Genomic DNA, 13,982 nt, shown 5'->3' on the forward strand with positions numbered 1-13,982 from the left:
CGCCAGGTTTTGGGGCTGCTACGCAGCCCAACGCGGGGCAAGCCCGCTCGCCACAACAAGCCTGCTTGCCACAACCCGCCGTGCTAGCCACTACAAAGCCCGCTCGCCACAGGCTTTTCGTCAGCCATTGTCACTGATCATCAAAATACCGCTCATGCCAATCCACCAGCGGCTGTGGTGAGTTGAGCTTCTGTCCGTAGATCACCGAATAAGACAGCACGTTCTGTACATATTGACGGGTTTCATCGAACGGAATGCTTTCCACCCACACGTCGAAACTCAGGTGGTCGGCGCCGCGCAGCCATTGACGCACGCGGCCGGGGCCGGCGTTGTAGGCGGCGGAGGCGAGCACCCGGTTGCCGTTGAACTGGCTGTGTACCTGGCTGAGGTAGGCCGCGCCGAGCTGGATGTTTTTATCCGGGTCCAGTACCTGGGCGGGTGAGGCCAGGGGGATACTGAACTTGCGCGCGGTGTCCTTGGCGGTGCCGGGCATCAGTTGCATCAGGCCGCTGGCACCGACGCCGGAGCGGGCGTCGTCCATGAAGGCGCTTTCCTGGCGGGTAATAGCGAACACCCAGCTCGAATGCAGGCCGCGTACCTTGGCTTCGCGCACCAGGGTGTCGCGGTGGGCCATCGGGAAGCGGATGTCCAGGTCGTCCCAGTACTGAGCCTGGCTGATGGTGCGAATCGCCGGGAAGTACCACTTCATGTCATAGGCCAGCTTGGCCTGGGCGACCATTTCGTCACGGTCAAAGTGACGGCTGACGTGGTACCACTCGCGGCGACCGTCCACCACCTGGCCACGGGCATAGAACTCGAGGGCACGCCGCACGCCGGGGGTGTTGCGCACCTTGTTGATCAGCGCCTGGCTCATCAACAGCGGCTTGTTGATCAACTGGTACGGCGCCTTGGAGCGGTCAGCGGCGAGGAAACCGTAGAAATCCCGCTCCCTCGCCAGGTTCTTGTACAGCACCAGGGCTTGCGGGTTTTTCGGCTCGGCCAGTTCCAGGCTTCGGGCCTGCCAGTAGCGCCAGCGATTGGTGGTGGCCAAGTCTTGTGGGAGTTTTCGCGTCAACTGATAGGCATCTTCCCAGCGGGCCAGGCGCAGCAGCAGGCGCAGGCGCCATTCGGACACGGTGTTGTCGCGCAGTTCGGGGTCGTACTTGGTCATCACCTCAAGGGCGCGTGGATCGAAGCGCTTGGCCAGGGTCAGGCCGATTTCACGAGCGATCGCCACTTTTTCGTCACGGGAGAAGTGCATGCTGCTGGCATAGCCGTCGAGCAGGGCCATGGCCTTGTCCGGGTCCTGGCGAGCCAGGCGGCGCAGGCCCAGGCCCACGGCGTCAGACATGGCTTCGGTGGCCGGCAGGAAGCGCGAAGGATCACTGAGCATGTCGGGCTTTTGCGCCACGTCGACCATCAGGCGGCCTTGGGCGCCGAGGGTCGGCAGGGTTTTCACCAGGCTGTTGGCCAGCGCGTAGTTGCGCGCTTCGGCAGCGAGCTTGGCGCGGTCCCAGATTTTTTGCTCGGTGAGCTGGCCGTCGGCGGCCCATTGACTAAAGGTGGCATCGCACGCGGCGGGCTGGGATTTGCCGGTCATCCACAGTTTTTCGGTGGTCTTGTAGCCTTCGGCTTTCAGATTGTGGGTGAGCTGGAACTGGCCATGCAGGCAGTCCAATTCAACGAAATTGAGCTTGGCATCGTAGTACTTTTCAAAGGTCTGCCAATCACCACGGTCGGCCAGCCAGCGCAACCAGCGCAGTTTCATCCAGTTGGCCTGGGGCAGGTCGCCGTTTTTCGCAAGGAACTGTTCGATTTCCTCGTTGCTGGCGGTCTTCAGGCGGGCGGTCAGCTCGTCGTACGCCAGGTAGGGCGTCAGCGGGTAGTCGGCCAGGGCCTGGCTGTATTGCATGTAGGGGCCGGTATCGCCCTTGGCCAGTGCACGCTTGGCTTCATCGTAATATTGACGTTGAGTGGTGAGGTCCACGGCCTGCGCGGATTGAACGGCCGTGGCGGAAAGAAGAAGACAAGATAAAAAGTTGAAAAGGCGACTGCGCATGAGACGTCCGTGCAGAGAAATCACGACTAGCGCCGGCACCGCCGACACTGATTGCCCCTAGCTTAGCCTTTTGCCAGCGGCCGGTGAAAGCTTTGCCGGCCGGTTGGTTGAAGATCGCCGGAAATGTCCTACAGAACGTATCAGCAGAGAAAATGGCGACCGCATCCAGCCCTCAAGTCAGGTAGAATGCGCGCCCAGTTTTTGGAGAAGCGTATGACCCTGCTCAAATTCAGCGATGTGTCCCTTGCTTTCGGCGCTATGCCGTTGTTGGACAAGGTGTCCTGGCAGATCGCCCGTGGTGAGCGGGTGTGCATCATCGGCCGCAACGGCACCGGCAAGTCCAGCATGATGAAGCTGGTAAAAGGCGATCAGAAGCCCGACGACGGCTCTGTGTGGCGTGCCCCGGGCCTCAAGATCGGCGAATTGCCGCAAGAATTGCCGGTGGCCGACGGACGGACCGTGTTCGACGTGGTTGCCGAAGGCCTGGACGGCGTTGGTGAGTTGCTTGCGCAGTACCACCACCTGGCGCAGAACTGCGTCACCGAAGAAGACCTGGACAAGCTGATGCACGTCCAGCAAGACCTCGAAGCCCGCGACGGCTGGCGCCTGCAGCAACTGGTGGACAGTACCCTGAGCCGCCTGCAACTGCCGGCCGACAAGACCCTCGCCGAATTGTCCGGCGGCTGGCGTCGCCGGGTGTTGCTGGCCCAGGCGCTGGTGTCCGAGCCGGACCTGCTGCTGCTCGACGAACCGACCAACCACCTGGACATCGGCGCCATCGCCTGGCTGGAAGAAGCCCTCAAGGATTTCCAGGGTGCCGTGCTGTTCATCACGCACGACCGTTCCTTCCTGCAAAACCTCGCCACGCGCATCCTCGAACTGGACCGTGGTGGCCTGATCGACTGGAACGGCGACTACGCCAGCTTCCTGGTGCACAAGGAAGCCGCACTGTCCGCCGAAGAAACCGCCAACGCCCTGTTCGACAAGAAACTGGCCCAGGAAGAAGTCTGGATCCGCCAGGGCATCAAGGCGCGCCGTACCCGTAACGAAGGCCGCGTACGTGCCCTGAAAGCCCTGCGCGTCGAGCGCAGCGAACGCCGCGAGCGCACCGGCAAGGCCAATATCCAGCTGGATACTGCCGACAAGTCGGGCAAGCAAGTGATGGTGCTGGAAAACGTCAGCTTCCATCACCCGGACGGTCCGTTCCTGATCAAGGACTTCTCCATGGTCCTGCAACGCGGCGACCGTATCGGCTTGCTGGGCGCCAACGGTACCGGCAAGACCACCTTGCTCAAGCTGATGCTCAACGGCCTGCAACCGACCAGCGGCACCGTGGAAGAGGGCACCCGCATCGACGTGGCCTACTTCGATCAGTTGCGTCACCAGCTGGACCTGGAAAAGACCGTGATCGACAACGTTGCCGAAGGTCGCGACTTTATCGACATCGACGGCCAGAGTCGCCACGTGCTGAGCTACCTGGGCGACTTCCTGTTCAGCCCGCAGCGTGCCCGCACACCCGTCAAGGCCTTGTCCGGTGGTGAGCGCGCGCGCCTGCTGCTGGCCAAGCTGTTCAGCAAGCCGGCCAACCTGCTGGTACTCGACGAACCGACCAACGACCTCGATGTGGAAACCCTCGAACTGCTGGAAGAGGTCTTGCTGACCTTCAACGGCACTGTGCTGATGGTCAGCCACGACCGGGCATTCCTCGACAACGTGGTCACCAGTACCCTGGTCTTCGAAGGGGAAGGCAAGGTGCGTGAGTACGTCGGTGGTTACCAGGACTGGCTGCGTCAGGGCGGTTCACCGCGCCTGCTGGGCGTGACCGAGAGCAAGTCCGGCAAGGCCGACCTGACCTCCGCCGTTGTCGCCCCGGTGGCCGCTGCCCCGGCCCAGGAAGCTGCCCCGGCGGCCAAGAAGAAGCTCAGCTACAAGCTTCAGCGTGAGCTGGAAGCCTTGCCGGGTGATATCGAGGCCAAGGAGCAACAGATCGCGGCTGTGGAAGCGCAAATGGCCGACGCGGGTTTCTACCTGCGCCCGGCGGCGGAAACCGCCAAGGTCATCGCTTCCCTGGAGACGTTGAACCAGGAGCTGGAAGCGCTGGTTGAGCGTTGGGCTGAGTTGGATGCCTGATTGATCCAGATGCATTAAAAAACCCGGTGTTCATTTGGATGAACACCGGGTTTTTCATATGAAATGCGATTCAAAATGTGGGAGGGGGCTTACGAGCTTTTGACCAGCCTTACCGCCAGGACATCGCACGGCGCGCCATGCAGCACGTCATTGGCCGTGGAGCCCAGCAACAGCGCCAAACCATGACGGCCATGGCTACCGACCACGATCAGGTCACAACCCTTTTCTTTGGCCAGGTGGTGGATTTCCTGGCGAGGTTGGCCGTAGGTCAGGTGGCAGTCTTCCTTTTTCAGGTGCGGGTACTTGAGAATCAAACGGTCCAGACGCTCCTTGGCCTGGTCGAATTGTTGTTGCTGCAATTGGGAAAGGTCCATCGGCACGTCACCGCCAAAGGCCATGGCCATGGGCTCGACGATATGCACCAGCGACAGTACGGCACCATTGGCCAATGCGGATTCCTGCGCGCGCTTGATCACTGGATCGCACTCTTCGGTCAGATCGACAGCGACCAGAATATGTTGGTAGGGCATGAGGCGTTCCTCTAGGGGGACTGCAATAGATTCAGTATGGCTGCTTTCAAGCGGATGGGGTTGCGTGAGATCAAATCCGCTCATCTAGAAATTCGGGAGTACACATATGACGGTCTGGATAGTGGTGTCAATCCTTGTGGTGGTTCTGAGCCCCCTGGCATGGCTGCGCCCGTCGCGCCACCAGAGCGGGCGCATGGCCCTGCGCATGGAGGCGCGACGCATCGGCCTGGCCATGCAACTGGCACCTCAGGAGTGGCCGCACTGGCTCAAGCAGGAGCCGCCGAGCCCTTGCGCGCAGTACCACCGGCCGCGACGTGGCCGTACGCCAGACACCTGGAGTTACTGGCAGCTGGAGCCGGGTGTGTGGGTCAATCAGTGGCAGGAGGTGTGCGTCGATGAGAAGCTGTTGCCGCATTTCGCAACGCTGCCGGCCAACGTCTATAAAGTCGAGGCGGATCGTCAGATGGTCACTTTGTACTGGGGTGAGAAGGGCGAGGCGAGTGACTTGCAGGCCATTGATAAAGTGCTCAAGGCCCTGGCATGAGGCCTTCGGGTAAACCATAGGCAATAAAAAGCCCGACATCATCATCGGGCTGGAGTTGGCCAGGCAGGCCGGTAAATCTGTGTTTCATGCGTCGGATGTTCATCCAGGCGCGTTACGGTTGTCGCTAGCCTAGCGGCATATCCCGATCTGTACAGCGTTTTCCCGCACTTTTTTGATTATTGATTTCGTGAATATTGAAATATTGACGAGGCGCAGGCCTGGGGCGGGGGTTCTGAAATGACTGGAAAGTCGCGTTTTTCCTAGCCTTTCGAGCGATTGACAATTGCCTGGAATTGGATGAAGGTGACGTACCCAAATCAAACGGGCGTATGAATTGAGCGTTTGTCTGTCAGACGTCTCATACAGAATCCCGACTATCGCATTGGCGGGTGTGCCTGGCGCATTGGGGTGAGCATTGACGAAATGATCAATGTCTAACCAGAGGCCAGCGTCCGGTGTGTACTGTTCAGCTTCCATATCGTGGAGATCAGTTGATGATTTACGAAGGTAAAGCCATCACGGTTAAGGCTCTTGAAAGTGGCATCGTCGAATTGAAATTCGACCTCAAGGGTGAGTCCGTCAACAAGTTCAACCGTCTAACCCTGAACGAACTGCGTCAGGCCGTAGACACCATCAAAGCAGATGCTTCGGTCAAGGGCGTGATCGTCTCCAGCGGCAAGGACGTGTTTATCGTCGGCGCTGACATCACCGAATTCGTCGACAACTTCAAGCTGCCCGATGCCGAGCTGGTGGCTGGCAACCTCGAAGCCAACAAGATTTTCAGCGATTTCGAAGACCTCAACGTGCCGACCGTTGCCGCCATCAATGGCATCGCCTTGGGCGGCGGCTTGGAAATGTGCCTGGCCGCAGACTTCCGCGTCATGTCGGCCACTGCCAAGATCGGCCTGCCTGAAGTCAAGCTGGGCATCTACCCAGGCTTCGGCGGTACCGTGCGTCTGCCGCGCCTGATCGGTGCCGACAACGCCATCGAGTGGATCGCCGCCGGTAAGGAAAATAAAGCTGAAGACGCGCTGAAAGTCGGTGCCGTCGACGCTGTGGTTGCCCCGGACAAACTGGCCGAAGCTGCACTGAACCTGATCAAAGGCGCCATCAGCGGCGAATTTGACTACAAGGCCAAGCGTCAGCCAAAGCTGGAAAAACTCAAGCTCAACGCCATCGAACAAATGATGTCGTTCGAAACCGCCAAGGGTTTCGTCGCCGGCCAGGCCGGTCCGAACTATCCGGCGCCGGTTGAAGCGATCAAGACCATCCAGAAGGCCGCGAACTTCGGTCGCGACAAAGCCCTGGAAGTGGAAGCGGCGGGTTTCGTCAAACTGGCCAAGACTTCTGCTGCCCAGAGCCTGATCGGCCTGTTCCTGAACGATCAGGAACTGAAGAAAAAGGCCAAGGCCTACGACGAAGTCGCCAAGGACGTGAAACAGGCCGCCGTACTCGGTGCCGGCATCATGGGTGGCGGTATCGCCTATCAGTCGGCGTCCAAAGGCACGCCGATCCTGATGAAAGACATCAACGAACACGGTATCGAGCAGGGCCTGGCGGAAGCCGCCAAGCTGCTGGTGGGCCGCGTTGATAAAGGTCGCATGACCGCTGCGAAAATGGCTGAAGTGCTTAACGGCATTCGTCCTACGCTGTCCTACGGCGATTTCGGCCATGTCGACCTGGTGGTCGAAGCGGTTGTCGAGAACCCGAAGGTCAAGCAAGCCGTACTGGCTGAAGTGGAAGCGCAGGTCAAAGACGACACCATCCTGGCGTCCAACACCTCGACGATCTCCATCTCGCTGCTGGCCAAAGCGCTCAAGCGTCCGGAAAACTTCGTCGGCATGCACTTCTTTAACCCGGTGCACATGATGCCGCTGGTGGAAGTGATCCGTGGCGAGAAGTCCAGCGAGTTGGCCATCGCCACCACCGTTGCCTACGCCAAGAAAATGGGCAAGAACCCGATCGTGGTCAATGATTGCCCGGGCTTCCTGGTCAACCGCGTGCTGTTCCCGTACTTCGGCGGTTTCGCCAAGCTGGTCAGCGTCGGTGTGGACTTCGTGCGCATCGACAAGGTCATGGAAAAATTCGGCTGGCCCATGGGCCCGGCGTACCTGATGGACGTTGTCGGTATCGACACCGGCCACCACGGCCGCGACGTGATGGCTGAAGGCTTCCCGGACCGTATGAAAGACGACCGGCGCTCGGCGATCGACGCGCTCTACGAGGCCAAGCGCCTGGGTCAGAAAAACGGCAAGGGCTTCTACGCCTACGAGACCGACAAGAAGGGCAAGCAGAAGAAGGTCGCTGACCCGTCGGTCCACGAGGTGCTTGCGCCGGTCATCTATGAACAGCGTGAGGTGTCCGACGAGGACATCGTCAACTGGATGATGATCGCCCTGTGCCTGGAGACCGTGCGTTGCCTGGAAGACGGCATCGTCGAGACCGCTGCCGAAGCCGATATGGGCCTGGTATACGGTATTGGTTTCCCTCCATTCCGTGGTGGTGCGCTGCGTTACATCGACTCGATCGGTGTAGCCGAATTCGTTGCCCTGGCTGATCAATACGCTGATTTGGGCCCGCTGTACCACCCGACCGCGAAGCTGCGTGAGATGGCCAGGAATGGCCAGAGCTTCTTCGGTTAAGTGCCCAGACGACTAGAGCGAGAATATTTATGAGCTTGAATCCAAGAGACGTCGTGATTGTCGACTTCGGTCGCACACCGATGGGCCGCTCCAAGGGCGGCATGCACCGCAACACCCGCGCTGAAGATATGTCGGCGCACCTGATCAGCAAATTGCTGGAGCGCAACGTCAAGGTCGACCCGAACGAAGTCGAAGACGTGATCTGGGGCTGCGTCAACCAGACCCTGGAGCAGGGCTGGAACATCGCGCGCATGGCGTCGCTGATGACCCAGATCCCGCACACGGCCGCCGGCCAGACCGTCAGCCGTTTGTGTGGCTCCTCGATGAGCGCCCTGCACACGGCCGCCCAGGCGATCATGACGGGTAACGGGGATGTGTTCGTGGTCGGTGGCGTGGAGCACATGGGCCACGTCAGCATGATGCACGGCGTCGATCCCAACCCACACATGTCGCTGTACGCGGCAAAAGCCTCGGGCATGATGGGCCTGACCGCGGAAATGCTCGGCAAGATGCACGGCATTACCCGTGAAGCCCAGGACGCGTTCGGCCTGCGCTCCCACCAGTTGGCCCACAAGGCAACGGTGGAAGGCAAGTTCAAGGATGAAATCATCCCGATGAACGGCTACGACGAGAACGGTTTCCTGAAACTGTTCGACTACGACGAAACCATTCGTCCGGACACCACCCTGGAAAGCCTGGCGGCCCTCAAGCCTGCCTTCAATCCGAAGGGCGGCACCGTGACGGCGGGTACTTCGTCGCAAATCACCGATGGTGCCTCGTGCATGATTGTGATGTCGGCGCAGCGTGCCCAGGACCTGGGTATCCAGCCGCTGGCGGTGATTCGTTCGATGGCCGTGGCGGGTGTGGACCCCGCAATCATGGGCTATGGTCCAGTACCGGCGACACAAAAAGCCTTGAAGCGTGCGGGCCTGACCATCTCCGATATCGACTTCTTCGAACTCAACGAAGCTTTCGCTGCACAGGCCCTGCCGGTGCTGAAAGATTTGAAAGTGCTCGACAAGATGAACGAGAAGGTTAACCTGCACGGCGGTGCGATTGCCCTGGGCCACCCATTCGGTTGCTCCGGTGCGCGTATTTCCGGCACTTTGCTTAACGTGATGAAGCAAAATGGCGGTAACCTCGGGGTTGCAACCATGTGCATTGGTCTTGGCCAAGGCATTTCCACCGTCTTCGAACGCGTCTAAGCGTTGAGTTGACGGAAGCCGGGGCCCAGTGCCCCGGTTTTTGTTTTTTGGAATTTTTAATATTTTTTTTCAACAAATTTTGTAAGGGGGCCAGAGCATGAAAGTCGAACCAGGGCTCTACCAACATTATAAAGGTCCGCAGTACCGCGTTTTCAGCGTGGCACGGCATTCCGAGACCGAAGAAGAAGTGGTGTTCTACCAAGCACTGTATGGCGATTACGGCTTTTGGGTGCGCCCCTTGAGCATGTTCCTCGAGACCGTCGAAGTTGACGGCGAGCAGGTCCCGCGCTTTGCTTTGGTCCAGGCCGAACCCAGTCTTTTTTCAGGGCAATAACGGCAGGCCGCGCAGAATGCTGCGCTTGACCTCACCTTGTTGCCACTATATATAGCGTTGCCGCGTCAGGCGCCAACTGCCTTTCACTTCTCGAATTCAGGAATTTTCCGATCCATGGGCAAATCGCTGGTCATTGTGGAATCCCCGGCTAAGGCCAAGACCATCAACAAGTACTTGGGCAACGAGTACGTGGTGAAGTCGAGTATCGGCCATATCCGAGACCTGCCCACCAGCGGTTCGGCTAGCGCCAGCAAGGAGCCTGCCGCCAAGCGCGGCAAGGCGGCCGCGGGCGAAGGTCCGGTGCTCAGCCCTAAAGAGAAAGCGCGCAAGCAGCTGGTCTCGCGCATGGGGGTGGATCCGGAACATGGCTGGAAGGCCAAGTACGAAATCCTTCCGGGCAAGGAAAAGGTCATCGAAGAGCTGCGTCGGCTCGCCAAGGATGCTGACACCATCTATCTCGCAACGGACTTGGACCGCGAAGGGGAAGCCATTGCCTGGCACCTGCGGGAAGCCATCGGCGGCGATGACAGCCGCTACAAGCGTGTGGTGTTCAACGAAATCACCAAGAAAGCCATCCAGGAAGCCTTCTCCAAGCCGGGCGAGCTGGACATTGACCGCGTCAACGCCCAGCAGGCCCGTCGTTTCCTCGACCGCGTCGTGGGCTACATGGTCTCGCCACTGCTGTGGGCCAAGATCGCCCGCGGCCTGTCCGCCGGCCGTGTGCAATCGGTAGCGGTCAAGCTGGTGGTGGAGCGTGAGCGTGAGATCCGTGCGTTCAACCCCGAAGAATACTGGGAAGTCCACGCCGACCTGGGCACTGCCAAGGGCGCCAACGTGCGCTTCGAAGTGGCCCGTGAGAAAGGCGAGGCGTTCAAGCCGCTGAACGAAGCCCAGGCCATGGCCGCGCTGGAAAAGCTCAAGGCGTCCAGCTACAGCATCGTCAAGCGCGAAGACAAACCGACCAGCAGCAAGCCGTCGGCACCGTTCATTACCTCTACCTTGCAACAGGCCGCGAGCAACCGCCTGGGCTTCGGGGTGAAGAAGACCATGATGATGGCCCAGCGTCTGTACGAAGCTGGCTACATCACCTATATGCGTACCGACTCCACCAACCTGTCGCAAGACGCGGTGGCCATGGCGCGCACTTATATTGAAAGTGAGTTCGGCAAGAAGTACCTGCCGGAGAAGCCGAACGTCTACAGCAGCAAAGAGGGCGCCCAGGAGGCTCACGAAGCGATTCGTCCTTCCGACGCCAACACCGAGCCAAGCAAGCTGAGCGGCATGGAACGCGATGCTGAGCGCCTCTACGAGCTGATCTGGCGCCAGTTCCTGGCCTGCCAGATGCTGCCGGCGCAATACCTGTCCACCACCGTCAGTGTGGGCGCTGGCGACTTCGAGCTGCGCGCCAAGGGCCGTATCCTCAAGTTCGACGGCTATACCCGCGTGATGCCGCAGATCGCCAAGCCGGGCGACGACGATGTACTGCCGGACATGGCCCAGGGCGATACGCTCAAGCTGATCAAGCTCGACCCGTCCCAGCACTTCACCAAGCCGCCGGCGCGTTATTCGGAAGCCAGCCTGGTGAAAGAGATGGAAAAACGCGGTATCGGTCGTCCTTCGACCTACGCCGCGATCATCTCGACGATCCAGGACCGTGGCTACGTTGCCCTGCACAACCGTCGTTTCTATTCGGAAAAGATGGGCGATATCGTCACCGAGCGTCTGTCCGAGAGTTTCTCCAACCTGATGGACTACGGCTTCACCGCCGGCATGGAAGAGAACCTCGATGACGTGGCCCAGGGCGAGCGCGACTGGAAAAACGTGCTGGACGAGTTCTACGGCGACTTCAAGAAGAAACTCGAAGTGGCCGAAAGCCCCGAGAGCGGGATGCGCGCGAACCAGCCGGTGATGACCGACATCCCGTGCCTGACCTGCGGCCGTCCGATGCAGATCCGTACCGCTTCCACCGGCGTTTTCCTCGGTTGCTCGGGTTACAGCCTGCCACCGAAAGAGCGCTGCAAGGCCACCGTCAACCTGGTGCCGGGAGATGAAATCGCCGCCGACGACGAGGGGGAATCCGAATCGCTGGTACTGCGTGGCAAGCACCGCTGCCCGATCTGCAACACGGCGATGGATGCCTATCTGCTCGATGAGAAGCACAAGCTGCATATCTGCGGTAACAACCCGGATTGTGACGGCTATGAGATCGAAGAGGGCAGCTACCGCATCAAGGGCTACGAAGGCCCGAGCCTGGAATGCGACAAGTGCGGCAGTGAGATGCAGCTCAAGACCGGCCGCTTCGGCAAGTTCTTCGGTTGCACCAACCCGACGTGCAAGAACACCCGCAAACTGCTGAAAAGCGGTGATGCGGCGCCGCCGAAGATGGACCCGGTGAAGATGCCCGAACTCAAGTGCGAGAAGGTCAACGACACCTACATCCTGCGTGATGGTGCTTCGGGCCTGTTCCTGGCCGCCAGCCAGTTCCCGAAAAACCGCGAGACCCGTGCACCATTGGTGCTGGAAATCGTGCCGCACAAGGACGAGATCGATCCTAAGTATCACTTCCTGTGTGAGGCGCCGAAGAAGGACCCGGATGGTCGCCCAGCCGTGATCCGCTACAGCCGCAAGACCAAGGAGCAGTACGTGCAATCCGAAGTGGACGGTAAGCCGACCGGTTGGAAGGCGTTCTACGACGGCGGTAAGTGGAAGGTTGAGGACAAGCGCCAGGGCGCTTGATCCAAGATCCAATGTGGGAGGGGGCTTGCCCCCGATCGCGGTGTGAAGTCGACATGTGTATGACTGATGCTCCGCTATCGGGGGCAAGCCCCCTCCCACATTTGGATCTGTTTGGTTCTACTTGCAGTAGGCTCGGCTGATCCGTGACACTGTTGAGCCAGCATGACGCTTATTCGTTGTGGAGATTGCCGTTATGGCCAACGAACTCTATACCCGTACCAACCAGAAAATTTACTTTGCGGGTTTGTCCCTGGAAGCCCTTGGCCGTGCCGAGCAAGGCAAGGAGATGAACGCGATTGCGCTGGTTCAGGCTGGGCGTGAAGCCGCGTTGTTCCACCTGTATGGTGCGTTACTGGGCTTGTGTCATGAGATCGCGGGGTTCTACCGCTTGCCCCAGGCCGGTTCGCCCCGTGCGGAAATGATCATGAATCGTGAAGTGCTGGAAAGCATGGCGATCCCTGAACTGGCCGAGTTGGTGGAAATGGCCCAGAGCCCCGACAGCTGGGTCGCGCGTCTGCTCAAGGCCCATGCGGATATGTTTCAGCCGCCCCGTGTTCCCCATGTGCCCAAGGGCGATGTGACCCAGCCCTTGATCGTGGCGGTTGCGTTGGAAGAGGAAGAGCCCAAGCCTCTGAGTCGTGAAGAGTTGGAAGGCTGGCGTCAGGAGCTGAAAAAGATGGCGTTGCGCTTTCGTGAAGGTTTGAACGAGTGCTGAGCGTTGGTCGGATTCATATGGCACCGTTCATCAAGCCGTAAAGAAACCTCTTCAGAACCTCAACGAAGCCGGGCGGATGACTGATATAATCCCGGCCTTTCGTGGAGAACAGACTTTTATGCCAACGTCCTTTCTGGAAATTGTTGAATTGCCTGACGGCCGAATCGAGCTGCGCCGGGCGGAGGACGAGGGTTCTCTGGTTATTCTGGATTTTTCCGAGGATGCCAAGGTGTTCCTGCAAGGCCAGCACGTGGAAGTGGCAAAAGCCATGTTGAGCGTCGGTGTTCAGATGGCAGGCCGCTTGGCAGAAGGCGAACCTGAGAAGGAAGACGGCCCGCGGGTTCTTCACTGAGTCCTATGAGGGTCGGGCTTGCTAGGGCAGATGGGTTTGTCGTGGTGAGCGGACTTGCTGTGGCAGGTGGGCTTGCTGTGGCGAGCGGGCTTGCCCCGCGTTGGGCTGCGAAGCAGTCCTAAATAGATCAATGCGGTATATCAGGTATTCCACGGTGTCTGGTTTTGGGGCCGCTTCGCAGCCCAACGCGGGGCAAGCCCGCTCGCCACAGCAAACCCACCTGCCACAACGAGCCCCTCCGCAGGCTCATCGCATTATCCCAATCGAATATTCAAGCTCTGAGCATCACCTGTGCGCGCAGCACTGATCAGCTGCTGCTTGGCGCTGGCATTCAATGGGTTCAGCCAGCTCACCACTGTATGGCTACGACCCAGGCGCAAGGCTTCGCAGGTCAACTGCTGGGCGCTTTGCGCGCCGCGCGGTTGCAGCAGCAGGATGCGCTCGCGGTTCAGGCCGGCGTCCCGCAGCCAGGCCTGGGTCAGGCTGGCAGGTGGGGCGATCAGTGTCAGCCAGCGCGCGTCCTGTTCCTCGCTCAGTTCGCGCAGGATTGGCGCCAGCAGGCTCAGGCAGCTCCCGGCAGCACCGCGCAACGACAATTCACTGAACGCCTCAGGCTCGGCGCTCCAGGGCGCCTCGACCGTTTCCTTGAGGAGGGGCGCAAGGGGTTGGGCCATGAAGGCCTCGAACAGCGACAGTTGTGTGTGTTGTGGGGTGTGCACGAGCTGCATGATGCCT

General features: G+C 59.9%; 11 protein-coding genes. 8 read left to right on the plus strand and 3 right to left on the minus strand.

Annotated features, from left to right (window positions below):
• Window positions 1–130: 130 nt before the first annotated feature.
• A complete protein-coding gene (locus tag ACODSV_RS10600) occupies window positions 131–2,059 on the minus strand; it encodes a transglycosylase SLT domain-containing protein (protein WP_069075501.1) in 1,929 nt (642 codons plus the stop codon).
• Between the two features lie 213 nt (window positions 2,060–2,272).
• Here ACODSV_RS10600 and ACODSV_RS10605 point away from each other — a divergent pair, with 213 nt between their 5' ends.
• Window positions 2,273–4,189, plus strand: coding sequence for an ATP-binding cassette domain-containing protein (locus ACODSV_RS10605; RefSeq protein WP_024074076.1), 1,917 nt, complete (start codon window positions 2,273–2,275; stop codon window positions 4,187–4,189).
• A gap of 89 nt (window positions 4,190–4,278) precedes the next feature.
• Here the strand turns inward: ACODSV_RS10605 and ACODSV_RS10610 are convergent, their stop codons facing one another.
• Entirely contained in the window at window positions 4,279–4,719 is a 441-nt protein-coding gene (locus ACODSV_RS10610; protein WP_024074077.1) for a universal stress protein, read from the minus strand.
• Between the two features lie 106 nt (window positions 4,720–4,825).
• On the opposite strand from ACODSV_RS10610, the gene ACODSV_RS10615 reads away from it, so the two are divergent.
• From ACODSV_RS10615 to ACODSV_RS10645, 7 genes are all read left to right on the plus strand, one after another.
• Entirely contained in the window at window positions 4,826–5,263 is a 438-nt protein-coding gene (locus ACODSV_RS10615; RefSeq protein ID WP_024074078.1) for a hypothetical protein, read from the plus strand.
• Window positions 5,264–5,757: 494 nt separating this feature from the next.
• Complete coding sequence (fadB, locus tag ACODSV_RS10620; protein WP_489045469.1) at window positions 5,758–7,905, plus strand: fatty acid oxidation complex subunit alpha FadB; 2,148 nt, start codon at window positions 5,758–5,760, stop codon at window positions 7,903–7,905.
• Window positions 7,906–7,934: 29 nt separating this feature from the next.
• Window positions 7,935–9,110 (plus strand): acetyl-CoA C-acyltransferase FadA, encoded by a 1,176-nt coding sequence (fadA, locus tag ACODSV_RS10625; RefSeq protein ID WP_024074080.1) that lies wholly within the window; start codon window positions 7,935–7,937, stop codon window positions 9,108–9,110.
• Between the two features lie 97 nt (window positions 9,111–9,207).
• On the plus strand, window positions 9,208–9,444 hold the full coding sequence (locus tag ACODSV_RS10630; RefSeq protein WP_010212074.1) for a DUF1653 domain-containing protein: 237 nt from the start codon (window positions 9,208–9,210) through the stop codon (window positions 9,442–9,444).
• A gap of 114 nt (window positions 9,445–9,558) precedes the next feature.
• Entirely contained in the window at window positions 9,559–12,180 is a 2,622-nt protein-coding gene (gene topA, locus ACODSV_RS10635; RefSeq protein WP_024074081.1) for a type I DNA topoisomerase, read from the plus strand.
• A gap of 193 nt (window positions 12,181–12,373) precedes the next feature.
• Window positions 12,374–12,895, plus strand: coding sequence for a DUF6586 family protein (locus ACODSV_RS10640; RefSeq protein WP_024074082.1), 522 nt, complete (start codon window positions 12,374–12,376; stop codon window positions 12,893–12,895).
• A gap of 118 nt (window positions 12,896–13,013) precedes the next feature.
• Window positions 13,014–13,247 carry a hypothetical protein gene (locus ACODSV_RS10645; RefSeq protein ID WP_010212068.1) on the plus strand — a complete coding sequence of 78 codons (234 nt, stop codon included), beginning with the start codon at window positions 13,014–13,016 and terminating at the stop codon, window positions 13,245–13,247.
• A 254-nt stretch (window positions 13,248–13,501) separates the two neighbouring features.
• Here ACODSV_RS10645 and sulA read toward each other — a convergent pair whose 3' ends face one another.
• Window positions 13,502–13,975 carry an SOS-induced cell division inhibitor SulA gene (gene sulA / locus ACODSV_RS10650; RefSeq protein WP_024074083.1) on the minus strand — a complete coding sequence of 158 codons (474 nt, stop codon included), beginning with the start codon at window positions 13,973–13,975 and terminating at the stop codon, window positions 13,502–13,504.
• Window positions 13,976–13,982: the final 7 nt, after the last annotated feature.

It is taken from the genome of Pseudomonas sp. FG86, from assembly GCF_057808775.1.

Excerpts from the sequence above, each read along its gene's own strand:
- ACODSV_RS10600 (WP_069075501.1), bottom strand. The coding sequence starts at position 2,059 with ATGCGCAGTCGCCTTTTCAACTTTTTATCTTGTCTTCTTCTTTCCGCC.
- ACODSV_RS10605 (WP_024074076.1), top strand. The coding sequence starts at position 2,273 with ATGACCCTGCTCAAATTCAGCGATGTGTCCCTTGCTTTCGGCGCTATG.
- ACODSV_RS10610 (WP_024074077.1), bottom strand. The coding sequence starts at position 4,719 with ATGCCCTACCAACATATTCTGGTCGCTGTCGATCTGACCGAAGAGTGC.
- ACODSV_RS10615 (WP_024074078.1), top strand. The coding sequence starts at position 4,826 with ATGACGGTCTGGATAGTGGTGTCAATCCTTGTGGTGGTTCTGAGCCCC.
- fadB (WP_489045469.1), top strand. The coding sequence starts at position 5,758 with ATGATTTACGAAGGTAAAGCCATCACGGTTAAGGCTCTTGAAAGTGGC.
- fadA (WP_024074080.1), top strand. The coding sequence starts at position 7,935 with ATGAGCTTGAATCCAAGAGACGTCGTGATTGTCGACTTCGGTCGCACA.
- ACODSV_RS10630 (WP_010212074.1), top strand. The coding sequence starts at position 9,208 with ATGAAAGTCGAACCAGGGCTCTACCAACATTATAAAGGTCCGCAGTAC.
- topA (WP_024074081.1), top strand. The coding sequence starts at position 9,559 with ATGGGCAAATCGCTGGTCATTGTGGAATCCCCGGCTAAGGCCAAGACC.
- ACODSV_RS10640 (WP_024074082.1), top strand. The coding sequence starts at position 12,374 with ATGGCCAACGAACTCTATACCCGTACCAACCAGAAAATTTACTTTGCG.
- ACODSV_RS10645 (WP_010212068.1), top strand. The coding sequence starts at position 13,014 with ATGCCAACGTCCTTTCTGGAAATTGTTGAATTGCCTGACGGCCGAATC.
- sulA (WP_024074083.1), bottom strand. The coding sequence starts at position 13,975 with ATGCAGCTCGTGCACACCCCACAACACACACAACTGTCGCTGTTCGAG.